The sequence below is a fragment of the Knoellia sp. B-D-2 genome, assembly GCF_057714695.1.
This window is the reverse complement of sequence record NZ_CM173189.1, coordinates 2,183,807-2,199,282: the sequence shown is the minus strand read 5'-3', so window position 1 is coordinate 2,199,282 and position 15,476 is coordinate 2,183,807. Positions and strand designations below refer to the sequence as shown.

Here is a 15,476-nt window from a genome sequence, read left to right as displayed (position 1 = left end):
GGCTCAGCCCTGCGGCTGCAGGCCGAGGCGGCGGGCCGAGCGGGCGCGCTGGCGGGTGGCCCGCTGGCGGCGGAGGCGCTTGACGAGCATCGGGTCGTGCTCCATGGCGACGGCGCTGTCGATGAGCGCGTTGAGCACCTGGTAGTAGCGGGTGGGGCTCATGTCGAAGAGCTCCTTGATGGCCGACTCCTTGGAGCCGGCGTACTTCCACCACTGCCGCTCGAAGTCGATGATCCGGCGGTCACGATCGCTCAGCGCCTCGTGCGTGGGCTCAGCGGGCGCGGCGGTGTCGTGGACGACGTTCACGTGGGGACCCTTCTCGGTGACGGCTGCGCCCGCCACTCTATCGGTCGAATGACATGCCTGTCATTCGACCCGGCGTGTCCGCTGGACAGGCGACGACGGCGCCTACTCACCCGTCCCAGCAGTCCCAGTGGTCCCGCCGAGGAGGTATGCCGTGAGCTCGCCGACGTTGTCGAAGACGGCTTCGGGGCCGGTCGCCGCCAGGGCGTCCCGCTCCCCCGCGCCCCACGTCACGGCCACGGCGGCCATGCCTGCAGCGCGGGCGGCGAGGACGTCCACCGTGGCGTCGCCGACGTAGACGGCGGTCGCGGGGTCGATCCCCAGCCGACGAGCCGCCTCGAGGAGCGGGTCGGGCTCGGGCTTGTGCCGGGTCGTGTCCTCGAGGGCGCCGACGACGTCGACGAGGTGGTCGATCCCGACCGCGGCGAGCGCGGTGCGCGCGGTGTCACGGCGCTTGCTCGTGACGACGTGGACGGCCGCGCCCGCCGCGGTGAGGGCGGTGAGCATCTCGGGCACGCCGGCATACCGCCGGATGAGGCGCGAGGTGTTGGCGAGGTTCCACTCCCGGTAGGTGCGGTCGAGCTCGTGGCCGCGCTCGGGGTCCTCCTCGAGCAGCGCTCCGAGGAGGGGGCGGCCGATCCAGGCCCGGGCGCGCACCTCGTCGATCTCCTCGCCGCGGACCTCGCGGAACGCGTGCTGGTAGGACGCGACGATGAGCGGGATCGTGTCGGCGAGGGTGCCGTCGAGGTCGAAGAGGATCGTCTGCCATCGGGGTGCACTCACGCGACCCATCATCGCCGGCGGTCGAACTCCGCGGTTTCGTGGGTGTCGAGCCGCCGGGCGCATGGGCAGCCTGAGCGCATCGTCGCCGAGGGGGCGGCCCGACCCGAGAACCCGCCATGACCCGCACCCGTTCCGCCCTCGCCACCATCGTCGGGGGCGCCGGGGGCGCCGGGTCGACGCCGGGCACAACTCCGGCGCGACCTACGACGTGAAGCCGGGCGGGGCCATCACCTTCGCCTTCACCCGGGGCACCGCCAGCCAACCGACCGGCAGGCACGCGATGCACGGGACCATGTACAGGGCGGCAACGGCTGCACGGCGTACTTCATGTCCGGGACGCCGTGCTCGCACTCGGTGACCTTCTACCGCTGAGCCGGCACCGGCTCGATCCCGAGGCTCTCGAGGAGCTCGACGACCCGGCCGCGGATCTCGTCGCGGATGGGGCGCACCGAGTCGACGCCCTTGCCCGCCGGGTCCTCGAGCACCCAGTCCTCGTAGCGCTTGCCGGGGAAGATCGGGCACGCGTCGCCGCACCCCATGGTGATGACGACGTCGGAGGACTGCACGGCCTCGGTCGTCAGCACCTTGGGCGTGGCCGCGGTGACGTCGATGCCCTCTTCCGCCATCGCCTCGATGGCAGCCGGGTTGACCTGGTCGGCGGGGGCGCTGCCGGCCGAGCGCACCTCGACCCGGCCGGCGCCCAGCGCCTCGAGGTAGCCGGCGGCCATCTGGGAGCGGCCGGCGTTGTGGACGCACACGAAGAGCACGGAGGGGCGGTCGGACGTTGAGGCGGTCACGAGGAAACCTTTCAGTCGAGGACGTCACGAAGGAGGGCGGACACGCGGCGTTGGAGGTCGTCCCGGATGTCGCGCACGACGTCAATGCTCTGTCGGGCCGGGTCCTCGATCTCCCAGTCCTCGTACCGCTTGCCGGGGAAGACGGGGCACGCGTCGCCGCACCCCATCGTGACGATGACGTCGGCGGCTCGGACGACGGTGTCGGTGAGCGGCTTGGGATACGGCTGGCCCAGCTCGATCCCGCGCTCCGCCAAGACCTCGACGACCAGGGGGTGGACTGACTCGGCGGGCCGCGACCCGGCCGACCGCACGTGGACCCGCCGCGCGGACAGGTGCTCCGCGAGCGCCGCTGCCATCTGTGACCGCCCGGCGTTCTGCACACAGACGAACAGGAGCTCCGGGACGGTCTTGGCGAGCCGACCCTCACCCTGCGCCGCCGCCAGGAGCTGCTCACGGGCCTGGCGGGCCACCAGCAATGGGAGGAACTCCCTCACCGTGGCCCGCGGCTCGAGCAGGGCGCGAGCGTCGGAGACCGCGCGGGCGACGGCCTCCCTGGGGAAGACGCCGTCGTACGCGTAGGCGAGGTCGTCGACGACCGCGGACACGGAGTCGTCGAGCTTCATCCCTGCGCTCCTTGACTGTCCAGCTCGGACCGGAGGCCCCGGACTCTTTCCCTGATGTCGTCGCGGACGAGCCGCATCCGCTCCATGCCGTCGATGCCTCGGGCCGACGGCTCGTCCGTCTCCCAGGTCTCCACGTGGGCGCTCATCCCCGGTATCCGGGCGACGGTGGCCTCGGACCCGAGGACGACCACCCGGTCGACCCTGGCCAGCAGCTCGGGGTCGATGGGCTTCGGATGCTCGCCGTCGAGGTGCACACCGATCTCGGCGAGCGCTTCGACGGACTGCGCGTTGAGCGACGATCCCGGGCGCGTGCCGGCGGTGTGCACCTCCACACGCTCCCCCGCTTCCAGCCGCATCAGGGCGCCAGCCATCTGGGACTTGCCCCCGTTCTTCACGCACACGAAGAGCACTGCGGGTCGTCGACGCGTCGTGGAGCTCATGTCGGGTCCTTGGCGAAGAAGCGCGAGCGGAGGGCGAGGGAGACGTAGACGAGGCCGACGAGCACGGGCACCTCGATGAGCGGGCCGACGACCCCCGCGAGGGCCTGGCCGGACGTCACGCCGAAGGTCGCGATGGCGACGGCGATCGCGAGCTCGAAGTTGTTGCCCGCCGCGGTGAACGCGAGCGTGGTGGTGCGCTCGTAGGTCATGCCGAGCCCCCGGCCCAGGGCGAAGCCGCCGCCCCACATGAGCGCGAAGTAGGCGAGCAGCGGCAGCGCGATCCGGGCCACGTCCCACGGTCGGGACGTGATCTGGTCGCCCTGCAGGGCGAAGAGGACGACGATCGTGAAGAGCAGCCCGTAGAGCGCCCACGGACCGATCCGCGGGAGGAACGACGTCTCGTATGCCGTCCGTCCCCACCGCTTCTCCCCCACCCGACGCGACAGGTAGCCCAGGACGAGCGGCACCCCGAGGAAGACGAGCACGCTCGTGGCGATCTGCCACGTCGAGACGTCGAGCGAGTCCTGCTCGAGCCCGAGCCGGCCCGGCAGCCAGGCGAGGTAGAACCAGCCGAGGCCGGCGAACGCGACGACCTGGAAGACCGAGTTGAGCGCCACGAGCACGGCCGCGGCCTCACGGTCCCCGCAGGCCAGGTCGTTCCAGATGATGACCATGGCGATGCAGCGGGCCAGGCCGACGACGATGAGCCCGGTCCGGTACTCCGGCAGGTCGGGCAGCAGCAGCCAGGCCAGCGCGAACATCAGCGCGGGCCCGAGGAGCCAGTTGAGGACGAGCGAGGCACCGAGCATCCGCCGGTCCGCGGTGACCGAGTCGAGCCGGTCGTAGCGGACCTTGGCGAGGACGGGGTACATCATGACGAGCAGCCCCAGGGCGATCGGCAGGCTCACCCCGTCGATCTCGACGGCCCCGAGGGCGCTCCCGAGGCCCGGCACTGCCCGCCCGAGCAGCAGGCCGGCGACCATCGCGAGGCCGATCCACACAGGGAGGAAGCGGTCGAGGGTCGAGAGGCGAGCCGCGACCGGGACCTCGGACGTCGGAGCGGACCCGGCGGACCCGGACGACTCGGCGGACTCGGACGACTCGGTCGTCGTCGGGCTCATGCGGTGGTGGCGCAGCAGACGGCGCCGGATTCTGCCCCGGACGGCTGGAGGACCTCGAGGGACGCGGTGGCCGGGCGGGCGTCGGCGGGGTTCTCGTCCTTGACGGTGTAGACCTCCCACGGCGCCCCGGCCGGGTCGTGGACCCACACCTTGTCCTGGAGGGCGTAGCAGCAGGTCGTGTCGTTCTCGTCGAAGGACGCGAGCCCGGCCTCGGTGAACCGCTCGCGCGCCGCGTCGACGCCCTCGACGCCCGCGACCTCGACGCCGAGGTGGTTGAGGGCTCCGACGGTGCCGTGACCACGAGCCTCCGCGCCGGTCTCGATGAGGACGAGCTTGAGCGGGGGCTGCTCGACGGCGAAGTTGGCGTATCCGGGACGGCGCTTGGCCGGCTCGACCCCGAACATGGCCGAGTAGAAGGCGATCGACGCTTCGAGGTCGGCCACGTTGAGCGCGAGCTGGACGCGGGACGACGCGGGTGCACTGGTCATGTCGGACACCTTCCCATACATTGATGACGATCGATAGAGGCAGTGAACCGCGTCGATCGATGTCTGTCAATATGGATGGATGGCATCATGGGACCAGACGACAGGGAGGGTGAGATGACGACGACGAGCGAGTGCTGCGCGATCACGACGCCCGGCGGGATGTCGCGCGAGCAGGCCGAGACGAGTGCGGTCGCCCTCAAGGCCGTCGCCGACCCGGTGCGCCTGCGCCTGCTGAGCATCATCCGTGACAGCGACGGGGGCGAGGCCTGCGTCTGCGACCTCACCCCCGCCGTCGGCCTCTCCCAGCCCACGGTGAGCCATCACCTCAAGGTGCTCACCGAGGCCGGCCTCATCGAGCGCGAGAAGCGCGGCACGTGGGCCTGGTTCCGGCTCGTGCCCTCGCGGCTCGAGGAGTTGCGCGCGATCCTGTCCTGACGCTGCTCGGCGCGTGCGCGCCAGTCAGCCGTCAGCGCCCGGACAGCCAGCGGTCAGCGGTCAGCGGTCAGCGGTCGAACGCTCGCCGGCGAGGATCTCGTCGATCTGGCCGATCGCGCCGGTGAGCCCCTCCTCCATCCCCATCGCGAGCACCTTCTCGAGGTCCTCCGCGGTGGCGTAGGTCGACGTCGAGACCACCCGGGTCCCGCCGTCGTGCTCGAAGAGCTCGACCTCGATCCGGCCCACGGGAAGCCCCTCCTGCGGGTTCCCGTCGGCGTCGGCGAAGCCGTCGCTGAAGGTGAGGCGTCGTGGCGGCTCGATGCTGTCGATGTCCCAGTAGCCGCCGAACCTCTCGCCCTCGGGGCTGGTCATGTAGTAGCCCACCCGCCCCCCGGGCTCGAAGGAGGCGTCGGTGAACGTCGCCGGGTATCCGGGAGGGCCCCACCACTGCTCCAGCTCCCGCGGGTCGGTCCAGAAGCGCCAGAGTCGCTCCACGGGGGCGGGGAAGTCGGAGGTGACGACGAGCGAGTGGTCGTCGGGGTTCTTGTCGATGCTCGTGACGGGCATGGTTCTCTCCTTCGGTGGGTGGGGATCAGGGGTGACCCGGACCAGCGAGCAAGTCGTCGATCCGCGCCACCCGGCCGCGCCAGACGGTCTCGAACTCCTCGAGCAGGGCGGTGACCGAGCGCACGGCCTCCACCTCCCCGCTCGCGAGGGCCTCGCGACCGCTGCGGCGCTTGGTGACCAGTCCGGCCCGCTCGAGGACCGCGACGTGCTTCTGCACCGCCGCGAAGCTCATGTCGTAGCTGCGGGCCAGGGCCGAGACCGAGTGCTCCCCCGCCAGCACGCGGCGCAGGATGTCGCGACGCGTCCGGTCGGATAGGGCGTGGAAGAGGGCGTCGGCTCTGCTCTCCTCCGCCTCGGTCATGGGACCAATATACAACTGATCGGTTGTAGGTTGTCAACCCCTCGGAGGGACGGCACTACGGTGAGTGACGTGACCCCTCGACCGCTCGCCGAGCTCGTCCACCCCTCGTGGGCGCAGGCCCTGGCACCGGTGCAGGGCGAGCTCGACGACCTCGGCGCGTTCCTCCGTGGCGAGGTGGCCGCAGGACGCGGCTACCTGCCGGGCGGACCCCACGTCCTGCGCGCCTTCGAGCAGCCCCTCGAGGACGTCCGGGTGCTCATCGTCGGTCAGGACCCCTACCCGACGCCCGGGCACGCCATCGGCCTCAGCTTCGCCGTCGCCCCCGACGTCCGGCCCATCCCTCGCAGCCTCGTCAACATCTACGCCGAGCTCGGCAGCGACCTCGGACTGCCCGCGCCGACCACGGGCGACCTCACGCCGTGGGCCGAACGCGGCGTGCTCCTCCTCAACCGCGTGCTCACCGTCCGTCCCGGGGAGTCGGCGAGCCACCGCGGCAAGGGCTGGGAGCGGGTCACCGACTGCGCCATCGACGCCCTCGTCGCCCGAGGCGGGCCGCTCGTCGCCGTCCTGTGGGGCAGGGACGCCCGCTCACTGCGGAGCCGGCTGGACGGCATACCGTGTGTGGAGAGCGCCCACCCCTCGCCGCTGTCGGCACGGTCCGGGTTCTTCGGGTCGCGACCGTTCAGCCAGGTCAACGACCTGCTCGCCCGCCAGGGCGCCGCGCCCCTCGACTGGAGACTGCCGTGAACGCCATGCCGAGCGGGCCCCGCGTCTGGAGCAGCTACGTGGCCCTGGGCGACTCGTTCACCGAAGGTCTGTCCGACCCGGACCCGGAGACGCCGGACCGCTACATCGGCTGGGCCGACCGGCTGGCCGAGTCGCTGAGCGACCTGGCCCACATGGAGCGGGTGACGTTCCGCTACGCCAACCTCGCCGTGCGCGGCCGGCTCCTCTCCGACGTCGTGGGCCCACAGCTGGACCGGGCGCTCGCCATGTCCCCGGACCTCGTGTCCCTCATCGGCGGCGGCAACGACCTCCTGCGGCCCTCGGTCGACACGAACACCCTCATGGAGACGATCGAGGACGCCGTGGTCCGGGTGCGGCAGACCGGCGCCGACGTCCTGCTCGCCACCCCGGTCGACCCGCAGGAGGCAGGCCTGCTCAAACCCCTGCGTGGCCGGCACGCCGTCCACACCGCGAACCTCTTCACGATCGCCCAGCGCCACGGGTGCTACGTGCTCAACCTCTGGGGCGTTCCGGCCCTGCGCGACTGGCGCCTCTGGGCCGACGACCGGATCCACCTCACCGCCGAGGGCCACCGCCGGGTGGCGCTGGCGGCGCTCACCTCGCTCGGGCACGCGAGCGAGGACGACTGGGCGACCCCCCTCCCGCCTGCCGACGCGGCGACCCGACGCCAAGAGCTGCGCACGCACGCCGCGTGGGCGCGCGAGCACCTCGCCCCGTGGGTGCAGCGGCGGATGCGGGGGCAGTCCAGCGGCGACCAGCTCGAGCCCAAGCGCCCGGAGCTCACACCGATGAGCGCGTTCGAGGAGGCTCCCGGGGGCTGACGGCCGCGCGTTACAGTCGCCCGTATGCCGGTCACCCGCCTCATGCCGACGCCCGAGGGCGACGACCTCATCGACCTCACCCGCGAGATCTGCGCGAAGGAGCTGCGCCCGCGCGTCGACGACGCCGAGCGCGCGGCCGCGACGGGAGAAGCGTTCCCGACCGAGGTGTTCCGCACGCTGGGGCGCGCGGGGCTGCTGTCGCTCCCCCACCCCGAGGAGTTCGATGGGGGCGCCCAGCCCTACGAGGTCTACCTCCAGGTCGTCGAGGAGATCGCCGCGTCGTGGATGAGCGTCGCCGTCGGGGTGTCGGTGCACTCGCTGACGGCCTACCCGGTGACGACCTTCGGGACCGCCGAGCAGCAGCAGGCCCTGCTGCCGGGGATGCTCTCGGGCGACCAGCTCGGCGCCTACTGCCTCTCCGAGCCCCTCGCCGGGTCCGACGTCGGCGCGATGACGACGCGGGCGACGCGTGACGGTGCGGCATACGTCATCAAGGGCCGCAAGGCCTGGATCAGCCACGCCGGCCACGCGGACTACTACACGACCTTCGCGCGGACCTCCGACGACGGCGGGCGCGGCCTCTCGTGCTTCGTCGTGCCGGCCGGTGACGAGGCGATGACCTTCGGGGCGCCGGAGAAGAAGATGGGCCTGCACTGCGACACCGTGCGCGAGGTCATCTACGACGGGGTTCGGGTGGACGCCGCCCACCGCATCGGTGAGGAGGGGCAGGGCATGGCCATCGCCCTGTCGGCACTCGATGCGGGACGGCTCGGGATCGCCTCCGCCGCAACGGGTCTGGCGCAGTCCGCGCTCGACGCGGCCACGGCATACGCGAAGGAACGTCAGCAGTTCGGACGGGCGATCGCCGCGAACCAAGGGCTCGCGTTCCTCCTGGCCGACATGGAGGCTGCGGTCAGCGGTGCGCGCGCGGCCTACCTGTATGCCGCACGGCTCAAGGACGCCGGGCGGGCCTTCTCGAAGGAGGCCGCCGTCGCGAAGCTGCTCGCCACCGACGCCGCGATGAAGGTGACCACGGACGCGATCCAGGTGCTCGGCGGGGCCGGCTACACGCAGGACTTCCCGGTCGAGCGCTACTTTCGCGAGGCGAAGGTCACCCAGATCTTCGAGGGGACCAACCAGATCCAGCGGCTCGTCATCAGCCGTCACCTCCTGCGCTGAGCCTGCGCTGGGCCCGCCTGCGAGCAGCAACGACAGACCGGGCCGTCTCATACACGGCCCGGTCACCCCTTTATAGGTCGATGGCGCGGGCTCGCCGGTGACCGACACGCGTCATCGAGGCGAACGTGGCCCGATCAGTCGGGGTCGCGGGAGATGCCGGGCAGGAGGGTGTCGCCGGCCCGCAGGGCGTCGAGCGCGCCCGGGTGGTCGTCGATGTAGTCGAGGCCCTTGTGGCGGTAGCGCCAGATCTGGAGCGAGCCGAACCCCCAGAGCAGGAACTGCACCGACATGGCCCACTTGAAGTCGGTGAGCGTGTAGGTGCCCGGTCCTCCCGGCGCCCGCTGGTCGAGGATGACCCCGATGAGCGCCATCGTCACGAGCGAGGCCGTGAACCCGCCGATGTTGATGACCCCGGCCGCCCGCCCGAGCCTCTCCGACGGGTGGAAGGTGCGGGCGAGGTCGAAGCCGACCATCGACCCGGGACCGCCGCAGCCGGTGACGCAGACGAGGAGGACGAGCAGCCACAGCGGCGCGCGACCGGGCCAGAGGAGCACGAGCGCCCAGACGCTGGCCATGGCGACGACGATGACCTGGACGATCTGCGAGCGCCGGTAGGGCAGCCGCCCGGTGAGGTGGCCGACGACCGGCCCGGCGACGACGGCGGTGAGCGTGAGCGTGATGAGCAGCCCGCCGGCCGCGGCCGGGCTCAGCCCCTGCCCCTCGACGAGGAAGGGGTAGCCCCAGAGCATCGTGAAGACCGTGGCGCCGAACTGCCCGGTGAAGTGGATCCACATCGCAAGGCGCGTCCCCGGGTTGCCCCAGACCTCGGCGAGGGTGCGGGCGAGCGCCCTGACCTTGATCTTCTCGACGGACAGGCCGGTGTACGGCGAGTCCTTGACGATGAGCACGAGGGCGACCGACAGGAGCGCGCCGACACCGGCCGAGATCCCGAACGACCGCTCCCATCCGAACCGCTCCAGCGCCGCGGCGAGCGGGGTGGCGGCCGCGACGGCGCCGAGCTGTCCGATCATCCCGCTCAGCTGGGTGATGACCGGCGCCTGCCGCACACGGAACCACAGCGCGACGAGCCGCAGCAGGCTGGTGAAGATCATCGCGTCGCCGATGCCCAGCAGGACGCGCGCCGCGAGACCGACCTCGAAGCTCCCCGCGAAGGCGAACCACAGCTGCCCGGCGGTCATGAGCGCGAGACCGACCAGCAGAAGAAGCCGGGAGCCGAAGCGGTCCAGGAGGACGCCCACGGGGATCTGCATGCCGGCGTACACGACGAGCTGGAGGACCGTGAACGTCGCGAGCTGCGCGGCGGTGATGTCGAACCGGTCCGCCGCGACGAGGCCGGCGACGCCGAGCGAGGTGCGGTGGAAGACCGCGACGATGTAGACGGCGAGCCCGACGAGCCAGATGACCCAGGCGCGGCGCCGACCGATGTCGTGCACCTGGCGGCGGAGCGGTCGCGTCACCGCTCGAGTGTAGGGACGACGGACGTATGCCGGCCGCGCGCGTTCACGTCCCGGGCGCGGCTGTCGACCCCCGGTCGGGGTCGGGTCGGTGAGGCGTCAGCGGATCGGGCAGAGGACGCGGGTGCGCCACTTGGCGGGGTCCGGCTCGGTCTCCGGGTCTGTGAGGTACTGCTCCCACATGTCGGTGCCCGGCTGGAGTCCCTGCTCCGCGGTCCAGCGCATCATCTCGTCGTAGGTCTGCGCGAGCGTGTCGTAGGGACCGATGTGGGTGGCCTCGACCGCGCGGCCGGCGGGAAGGACGCTGGCCCGGACGTCGTCGCTGGCCTCGACCGTGGACGTCACCGGGAACCCGGCGTCGACGTCGACGGTGTCGGAGGGCGTCCCGTGGTACATCGCGAAGGGCGGCCCGGCGACCTGCCCGCCCTGCCGGCCCACGACCTCCATGACCGTGGCGAACGCCCGGCCGAAGAACTCCGTGAGATCCGACATCGGGACCTTTTCGCCTACGACGGCCGTGGGCTGCTCCTTGAGCTCGACAACTCTGATCTGTGTCATGTCCTCACCGTCACACCACCGGCGGCGCCGGGTCAGGGACGATCGTCCCGGCTCTCGTCGCGTCACCGTGGCGCCGCCCGGTAAAGTGCGGGTCGCCGTCGGGAGCGAACGCTCGCCGACGTGCGCTGGCGTGGCGCAATCGGTAGCGCACCTGTCTTGTAAACAGGGGGTTAGGGGTTCAAGTCCCCTCGCCAGCTCAACAAGATCTTGCTGAAAACCCTTGTCCTGTGGTCCTATTGAGCGAGCGAAGCAGCGCTTCGCCAGGGGACGGGAGTGGACGCGAATGGACAAGAATGGCCACCGTTGTTGCACGTATGTTGCACGCCGGCTGCCACAGACAGGTGCGTCGAGGTGACTCGGGGGGCGTCCAGAAGAGGTTTCGGAAGTCTTCGGAAGCTCCCTTCGGGTCGTTGGCAAGCGAGCTTTGTCGGCCCGGACCTGGTCCGCCGCCCGGCTGCGCAGACGTTCGAGACCAAGGGGGACGCCGAGGGGTGGCTCGGCCGGCGACGGGGGGAGGTGCTCGCGGGTGAGTGGCAACCGCCGATCAAGGTGGCGCGGCTGGCGCCGCTGACGTTCGACGCCTACTCAACCCAGTGGCTGCGGGAGCGCGACCTCAAGCCCCGAACCCGCGAAGGGTACGAGCACCTGCTGCGCCGATACCTGATCCCAGTGCTGGGTCCGCTCACCATGGAGGCAATGACCCCGAGCGTCGTACGGACGTGGTGGTCGCAGTTGCCGACCGACAGGCCAACCGTCCGTGCGCGTGGCTATGCCTTGCTGAAGGCGGTGATGAACACCGCGGTCGCTGACGAGGTGATCGACAGCAACCCATGCCGCATCCGCGGCGCGGCAAACACACCTCGAGTTCGAGAGATTCGCCCAGCCTCTCTCGACGAGCTGGCGAATATCGTGGAGGCCATCCCTGAACGTCATCGCGCGCTGGTGCTGCTGTGCGCCTGGTGCGCGCTGCGCAGCGGTGAGGTGCTCGAGCTACGCCGAAAGGACATCGACGTCGCTGCTGGGACGGTAAGGATCGTCCGCGCGGTCTCCTGGGTGGGCGGCCAGGCCATCGTGGGCACGCCGAAGTCGGCGGCAGGGACGAGGGTGGTGTCCATCCCGCCGCACATCGTCCCTGCGGTTGCTCACCATCTCGACACGATGACGGACCCGAGTGCGGACGCGCTGCTCTTTCCGGGACGTGATCGTGTCTCGCACCTGCAGCCGTCGACGCTCCACCGCAACTGGCGGATGGCGCGCGAGGCCGCCGGTCGTCCGGACCTGAGGGTGCACGACCTCCGCCACACGGGTGCCACGATGGCGGCCCGTGCGGGCGCCACCCTCGCCGAGCTGCAGCAGCGTCTCGGCCATAGTTCGGTCTCCGCGGCGCTGAGATACCAACACGCGGCTCAAGGCCGCGACAGGGAGATCGCCGCCGCACTCTCGGCGATGGCCGGCCGCGAGGGCCGATAGCGAGGTAGGGGTGTGCCTCGAGCGGCCTTCGGTCAACAACGGTGGGCCTTGGTGCAAGGTACGAGCGATCTGTCGCACGCCTACGAGCGTGCGGCGCACCGCCCACATGTGGCCACTCCGAGTGCGGCGTGTTTCACACACGTGCCTGGTTATGCGCACGCGCTCAGACTTGTGTCACCGAGGTCTCGGACCGGCGACGAGCGCCACCCCGGCCTCGTAGTCGCAGCCGAACTCGATTCGTGTCAGGTCTTCGAGGTCGACGGCTCGGGGCTTGCGCGCCCACTCAGCCAGGGTGCTGACTTCCAGAAACTTGAGGCTGTACACGTCGACTTGCACCACCGATCCGAGCCACATGATGTCGGGACGATCTAACTCAACGTAGCCGCGACCTCAGCTGACGAACTGAGGGACCACCGCCGCATCGTCAAGGGCCACGTCGACTACGAGAGGTGGCCACTGCTCGCGGACCTTCAAAACCTTCGATGCGAGTGGGTCTGGGTCGAGGAAGACGGACTGGATGTCCTTCCTCCGGAGCAGGCACCACCCATCGAGGCTGACCCCGTCGACCTTGGCCAGCGATACCCACCTTTCGCCACCAGCAAGGACGAAGCCGTCATGGCGATCGGAGTCCGGTATCCATCGAAGCACGCTCACGTCGAGCTGCTCATCGCGTGCGCATGCGAGCCGCGCCAGAATCGACTCCTGCTCGATGGGCAGCTTGCGCGACTTCTTGGGCTCCTGTTTCCCACTCACGTGCCGATGATGACGGGGCCAAACATCTTCGGCACGTCATTAACAGGTCAGTCCGAAACAGGACCTCACGCTCTCGGGCCCCGATCCGTGGAGGTCGACGCAGAGACCCGCGTGGGCGCCGAACAAACAGAAAAGCCGGTGCGTAGCATCACAGGCGGCGGCCGCCGACCGCTGCCTCAGTTTCCTTGCCGAACTGTCAAGAATCAGGTGATACAGACCCATCGGGCATCAGGTGCGTCAAGACATCGAGGCTCAGACGCACAGGCAGAGCTACCTTCGCCACGTCACGGTGTCATCAGAGCGACGGAGCCCAATCGGGGCACGCCGCGATACCAGGGAAGAAACAATGCCGTGCTTCCGGCAAAACCATCTTGCGGACACACAACGATGGTTCCGCGGGCTCTGATTCCATTGCCAGGGGAGGCGTCGTAGACGGGACCCCCACTGTCACCGGGTCGGCACGGGGAAGATCCATCTGTTGATACGACCTGCACCAGACCCGTCGTTGTCACGCCGCCCTCGGTGAAGGAAGTGTTCAAGTTGCTTGTAGTTTTCAACTTGCAGTTTTGACCCGAGCGCCCGCCGTCGAAACATGTGGGCGCGTCCTTTACGTCGCTCGACGATGCCACTCTCTGGGCGAGAAACGTTGTTGCCGAATTCCACACGAAAGGTGCATATTCTCCGGCGATCAGCGACGTATCGGCTGGGGCTCCGCTCACAAAATCCCTTTGTGACGCGTGTCCCATGATCGCCTCAGTCCAGAAATACTGAGCTCGATCCCCGGTCGCGTTAAAGCAGTGACCGGCGCTGAGAGAGTAGTCGTTCGTCGACTTAAGAACCGCGAAGCTCGTTGAGCATCGACCGAGAAAGGCGTTAGAGCCGGCAGCAAGAACATTGAAGTAGTTGCCGCCATACCAAGGCGAGTAATCTGTAGATCGCGTCGCTGATCGACTTAGCGTTCGCCCTTTCTCAATGACTTGGACTTGGGCGCCATAATCACGCTCGAATTTAGCAACGGGAGCAGAATCGCTTGGCTCCACCCACACAAGAACTGCTCCACTCGACACATCCGAGGACGTGCTCCAGATATCGAGACCCTGCGCTCGCCAAACGTCCATCTCAACCAAGATTCGTTCTTGAAGTGCACTGGCAGACGCCTGACTGAACGTGGTGTTGATGAAGCGCACTTCCATGTCCGGGATCTTCACATCCTCAGCGGAGACACCAGGATCGAGGTATACATCGATTTGACGTTGTCCCACAACTCTTGCGAAGGCGACTTCTGTCATTCCACGAGCAGCCAGTTGCCGCCGAACATCGGCAATAGCCTCTTCGGCTTGGCGGTTAAGCGAACCTCCTCCCGCCTCGCTTAGAGGAACGCCTAGCGCGAGTTCGAATTCCTCTGCAGTCTGGTCTCCCGGCACATCCTTGATGTCCGCACGAGACAAGGGGTCCAGATCAGCCTGAGCGGTCGATGCGACGACGGGCAGGACGCCGATCATCAGGGCCACTGCAACCGCTGGCGCTACATGCTTGAGACTAGCCATTCGTAACCCCCACGAATATGTTCACGCTGGGAACCCGTACTCGCAGACTACACCTGGCCAGCTCAGAAAGACCCGTATGGGGGCAAATGCTATCGGCCCTTCCGGCATTTCACCCTTTGTACATCAGGCTCGCGGATCTGTGAAGCGCTTCTCTTGGCGACGATGCTCTCAGACCGCGCGGAGCCAAAACGTCCGAACATCAGCGTGAGGTGTTTAGCGTCAAGGGGTGGGGCGGGTGCCCTTGTCTCGTCGTCGGTCCCTGCATAGCGGTAATCGGGCTCTTCACCGATGAGTGTGGGGTGAGCACGGCGCGCCGGGTCGCGGGTTGAGGGGTGGGAGGGGTCGAGGCCCTCGAGGATCAGAGGACTCTTACCTCTCCTGATCTCAAGGACCTCGACGATGACCGAGCCTACGTTGTGCTGCCGTGCCCGCGGCGGATACTGCGACCGTTGCGACCTGCTCGTGGGGCTGCCCGGTCTGCACGTGATCGGAGTTGATCGCGATCCTCGGGACCGGCTGGTGGTCACGGTTGAGTCCGAGCCGGAGCCGATGGGGTGTCGCTCCTGTGGCGTCATCGCGCACGGCCACGGCCGGGTGAACGTGCACCTGATCGATGTGTCGCACTGAGCGATGCTCACACTCCCTCTCGGGCGCAGTCCCTCGGCTGTCACCGACTCCGGGGCCCGCCTCCGCAGCTTGTCCAGGTGCGGCCACAGTCAATCACTGGCTGCGGGAATGCGCACCATGAGGCGGTCGACATCGTCCGGATCGACGCGAATGACCCGGAGGCCGTTGCGGTAGGCGGCGAGGTCGCCACTGGCGATTCTTCGGCGCAGGGTGCGGATGCTCAGCCCGGTGCGTTCGGCGGCTGAGGACAGGGACTCGAATTCTCGGTGGACTTTCGTGGTCATGACTACCTCCTGCTTGCCTAAAGCCCGCTGAGAGGCGTGTGTGGACACGGGACGGCAGATCCGTTCGGGCAGTCTCGCGTCGCCGGACGATGAGGCA

At 69.1% G+C, this 15,476-nt stretch carries 21 protein-coding genes and 1 tRNA gene; 7 read left to right on the top strand and 15 right to left on the bottom strand.

Features of this window, described 5'->3' with window-relative positions; all coding sequences use genetic code 11:
* Positions 1-3 precede the first annotated feature (3 nt).
* From AC3EU2_RS10500 to AC3EU2_RS10470, 7 genes are all read right to left on the bottom strand, one after another.
* Positions 4-306, bottom strand: a complete 303-nt coding sequence (locus AC3EU2_RS10500; protein ID WP_488176244.1) for a DUF3263 domain-containing protein — start codon at positions 304-306, stop codon at positions 4-6.
* A gap of 102 nt (positions 307-408) precedes the next feature.
* Entirely contained in the window at positions 409-1,086 is a 678-nt protein-coding gene (locus AC3EU2_RS10495; RefSeq protein ID WP_488176243.1) for an HAD family hydrolase, read from the bottom strand.
* 362 nt (positions 1,087-1,448) lie between these two features.
* On the bottom strand, positions 1,449-1,814 hold the full coding sequence (locus AC3EU2_RS10490; RefSeq protein WP_488179474.1) for an arsenate reductase ArsC: 366 nt from the start codon (positions 1,812-1,814) through the stop codon (positions 1,449-1,451).
* Between the two features lie 80 nt (positions 1,815-1,894).
* Complete coding sequence (locus AC3EU2_RS10485; RefSeq protein WP_488176242.1) at positions 1,895-2,506, bottom strand: arsenate reductase ArsC; 612 nt, start codon at positions 2,504-2,506, stop codon at positions 1,895-1,897.
* On the bottom strand, positions 2,503-2,946 hold the full coding sequence (locus tag AC3EU2_RS10480) for an arsenate-mycothiol transferase ArsC (RefSeq protein ID WP_488176241.1): 444 nt from the start codon (positions 2,944-2,946) through the stop codon (positions 2,503-2,505). The genes AC3EU2_RS10485 and AC3EU2_RS10480 overlap by 4 nt, the downstream gene beginning before the upstream one ends.
* Positions 2,943-3,929: an ACR3 family arsenite efflux transporter gene (gene arsB, locus AC3EU2_RS10475; protein WP_488179473.1), complete on the bottom strand. Its 987-nt coding sequence runs from the start codon at positions 3,927-3,929 to the stop codon at positions 2,943-2,945. The genes AC3EU2_RS10480 and arsB overlap by 4 nt, the downstream gene beginning before the upstream one ends.
* Positions 3,930-4,063: 134 nt before the next feature.
* On the bottom strand, positions 4,064-4,555 hold the full coding sequence (locus AC3EU2_RS10470) for an ArsI/CadI family heavy metal resistance metalloenzyme (protein WP_488176240.1): 492 nt from the start codon (positions 4,553-4,555) through the stop codon (positions 4,064-4,066).
* 114 nt (positions 4,556-4,669) lie between these two features.
* On the opposite strand from AC3EU2_RS10470, the gene AC3EU2_RS10465 reads away from it, so the two are divergent.
* A complete protein-coding gene (locus tag AC3EU2_RS10465) occupies positions 4,670-4,990 on the top strand; it encodes an ArsR/SmtB family transcription factor (protein WP_035939624.1) in 321 nt (106 codons plus the stop codon).
* Between the two features lie 60 nt (positions 4,991-5,050).
* Here the strand turns inward: AC3EU2_RS10465 and AC3EU2_RS10460 are convergent, their stop codons facing one another.
* Positions 5,051-5,557 (bottom strand): SRPBCC family protein, encoded by a 507-nt coding sequence (locus AC3EU2_RS10460; protein WP_488176238.1) that lies wholly within the window; start codon positions 5,555-5,557, stop codon positions 5,051-5,053.
* A gap of 25 nt (positions 5,558-5,582) precedes the next feature.
* The gene (locus AC3EU2_RS10455; RefSeq protein ID WP_488176237.1) at positions 5,583-5,918 is read right to left on the bottom strand and encodes an ArsR/SmtB family transcription factor; all 336 of its coding nucleotides are present in this window, start codon (positions 5,916-5,918) and stop codon (positions 5,583-5,585) included.
* 69 nt (positions 5,919-5,987) lie between these two features.
* Between AC3EU2_RS10455 and AC3EU2_RS10450 the strand changes: the two genes are divergently transcribed.
* Genes AC3EU2_RS10450 through AC3EU2_RS10440 form a run of 3 tightly spaced genes read left to right on the top strand, consistent with a single transcriptional unit; the run spans position 5,988 to position 8,665 of the window.
* A complete protein-coding gene (locus AC3EU2_RS10450) occupies positions 5,988-6,665 on the top strand; it encodes a uracil-DNA glycosylase (protein ID WP_488176236.1) in 678 nt (225 codons plus the stop codon).
* A 5-nt stretch (positions 6,666-6,670) separates the two neighbouring features.
* The gene (locus AC3EU2_RS10445) at positions 6,671-7,486 is read left to right on the top strand and encodes an SGNH/GDSL hydrolase family protein (protein WP_488176235.1); all 816 of its coding nucleotides are present in this window, start codon (positions 6,671-6,673) and stop codon (positions 7,484-7,486) included.
* A 24-nt stretch (positions 7,487-7,510) separates the two neighbouring features.
* Positions 7,511-8,665: an acyl-CoA dehydrogenase family protein gene (locus AC3EU2_RS10440; protein WP_488176234.1), complete on the top strand. Its 1,155-nt coding sequence runs from the start codon at positions 7,511-7,513 to the stop codon at positions 8,663-8,665.
* Positions 8,666-8,799: 134 nt separating this feature from the next.
* Here AC3EU2_RS10440 and AC3EU2_RS10435 read toward each other — a convergent pair whose 3' ends face one another.
* Both AC3EU2_RS10435 and AC3EU2_RS10430 read right to left on the bottom strand, forming a co-directional pair.
* Complete coding sequence (locus AC3EU2_RS10435; protein ID WP_488176233.1) at positions 8,800-10,143, bottom strand: MFS transporter; 1,344 nt, start codon at positions 10,141-10,143, stop codon at positions 8,800-8,802.
* A gap of 96 nt (positions 10,144-10,239) precedes the next feature.
* Positions 10,240-10,698: a GyrI-like domain-containing protein gene (locus tag AC3EU2_RS10430; protein ID WP_488176232.1), complete on the bottom strand. Its 459-nt coding sequence runs from the start codon at positions 10,696-10,698 to the stop codon at positions 10,240-10,242.
* A gap of 124 nt (positions 10,699-10,822) precedes the next feature.
* Here AC3EU2_RS10430 and AC3EU2_RS10425 point away from each other — a divergent pair.
* Positions 10,823-10,895 (top strand) — tRNA-Thr (locus tag AC3EU2_RS10425).
* 154 nt (positions 10,896-11,049) lie between these two features.
* A complete protein-coding gene (locus AC3EU2_RS10420) occupies positions 11,050-12,168 on the top strand; it encodes a tyrosine-type recombinase/integrase (protein ID WP_488176231.1) in 1,119 nt (372 codons plus the stop codon).
* Between the two features lie 174 nt (positions 12,169-12,342).
* On the opposite strand, the gene AC3EU2_RS10415 is transcribed toward AC3EU2_RS10420, so the two are convergent.
* From AC3EU2_RS10415 to AC3EU2_RS10405, 3 genes are all read right to left on the bottom strand, one after another.
* A complete protein-coding gene (locus AC3EU2_RS10415; protein WP_488176230.1) occupies positions 12,343-12,492 on the bottom strand; it encodes a hypothetical protein in 150 nt (49 codons plus the stop codon).
* A 66-nt stretch (positions 12,493-12,558) separates the two neighbouring features.
* Complete coding sequence (locus AC3EU2_RS10410) at positions 12,559-12,921, bottom strand: hypothetical protein (RefSeq protein WP_488176229.1); 363 nt, start codon at positions 12,919-12,921, stop codon at positions 12,559-12,561.
* Between the two features lie 284 nt (positions 12,922-13,205).
* On the bottom strand, positions 13,206-14,423 hold the full coding sequence (locus AC3EU2_RS10405) for a chymotrypsin family serine protease (protein ID WP_488176228.1): 1,218 nt from the start codon (positions 14,421-14,423) through the stop codon (positions 13,206-13,208).
* A gap of 444 nt (positions 14,424-14,867) precedes the next feature.
* Between AC3EU2_RS10405 and AC3EU2_RS10400 the strand changes: the two genes are divergently transcribed.
* Positions 14,868-15,095: a hypothetical protein gene (locus AC3EU2_RS10400; RefSeq protein WP_488176227.1), complete on the top strand. Its 228-nt coding sequence runs from the start codon at positions 14,868-14,870 to the stop codon at positions 15,093-15,095.
* An 89-nt stretch (positions 15,096-15,184) separates the two neighbouring features.
* Here AC3EU2_RS10400 and AC3EU2_RS10395 read toward each other — a convergent pair whose 3' ends face one another.
* A complete protein-coding gene (locus AC3EU2_RS10395) occupies positions 15,185-15,379 on the bottom strand; it encodes a helix-turn-helix domain-containing protein (RefSeq protein ID WP_488176226.1) in 195 nt (64 codons plus the stop codon).
* Positions 15,380-15,476: the final 97 nt, after the last annotated feature.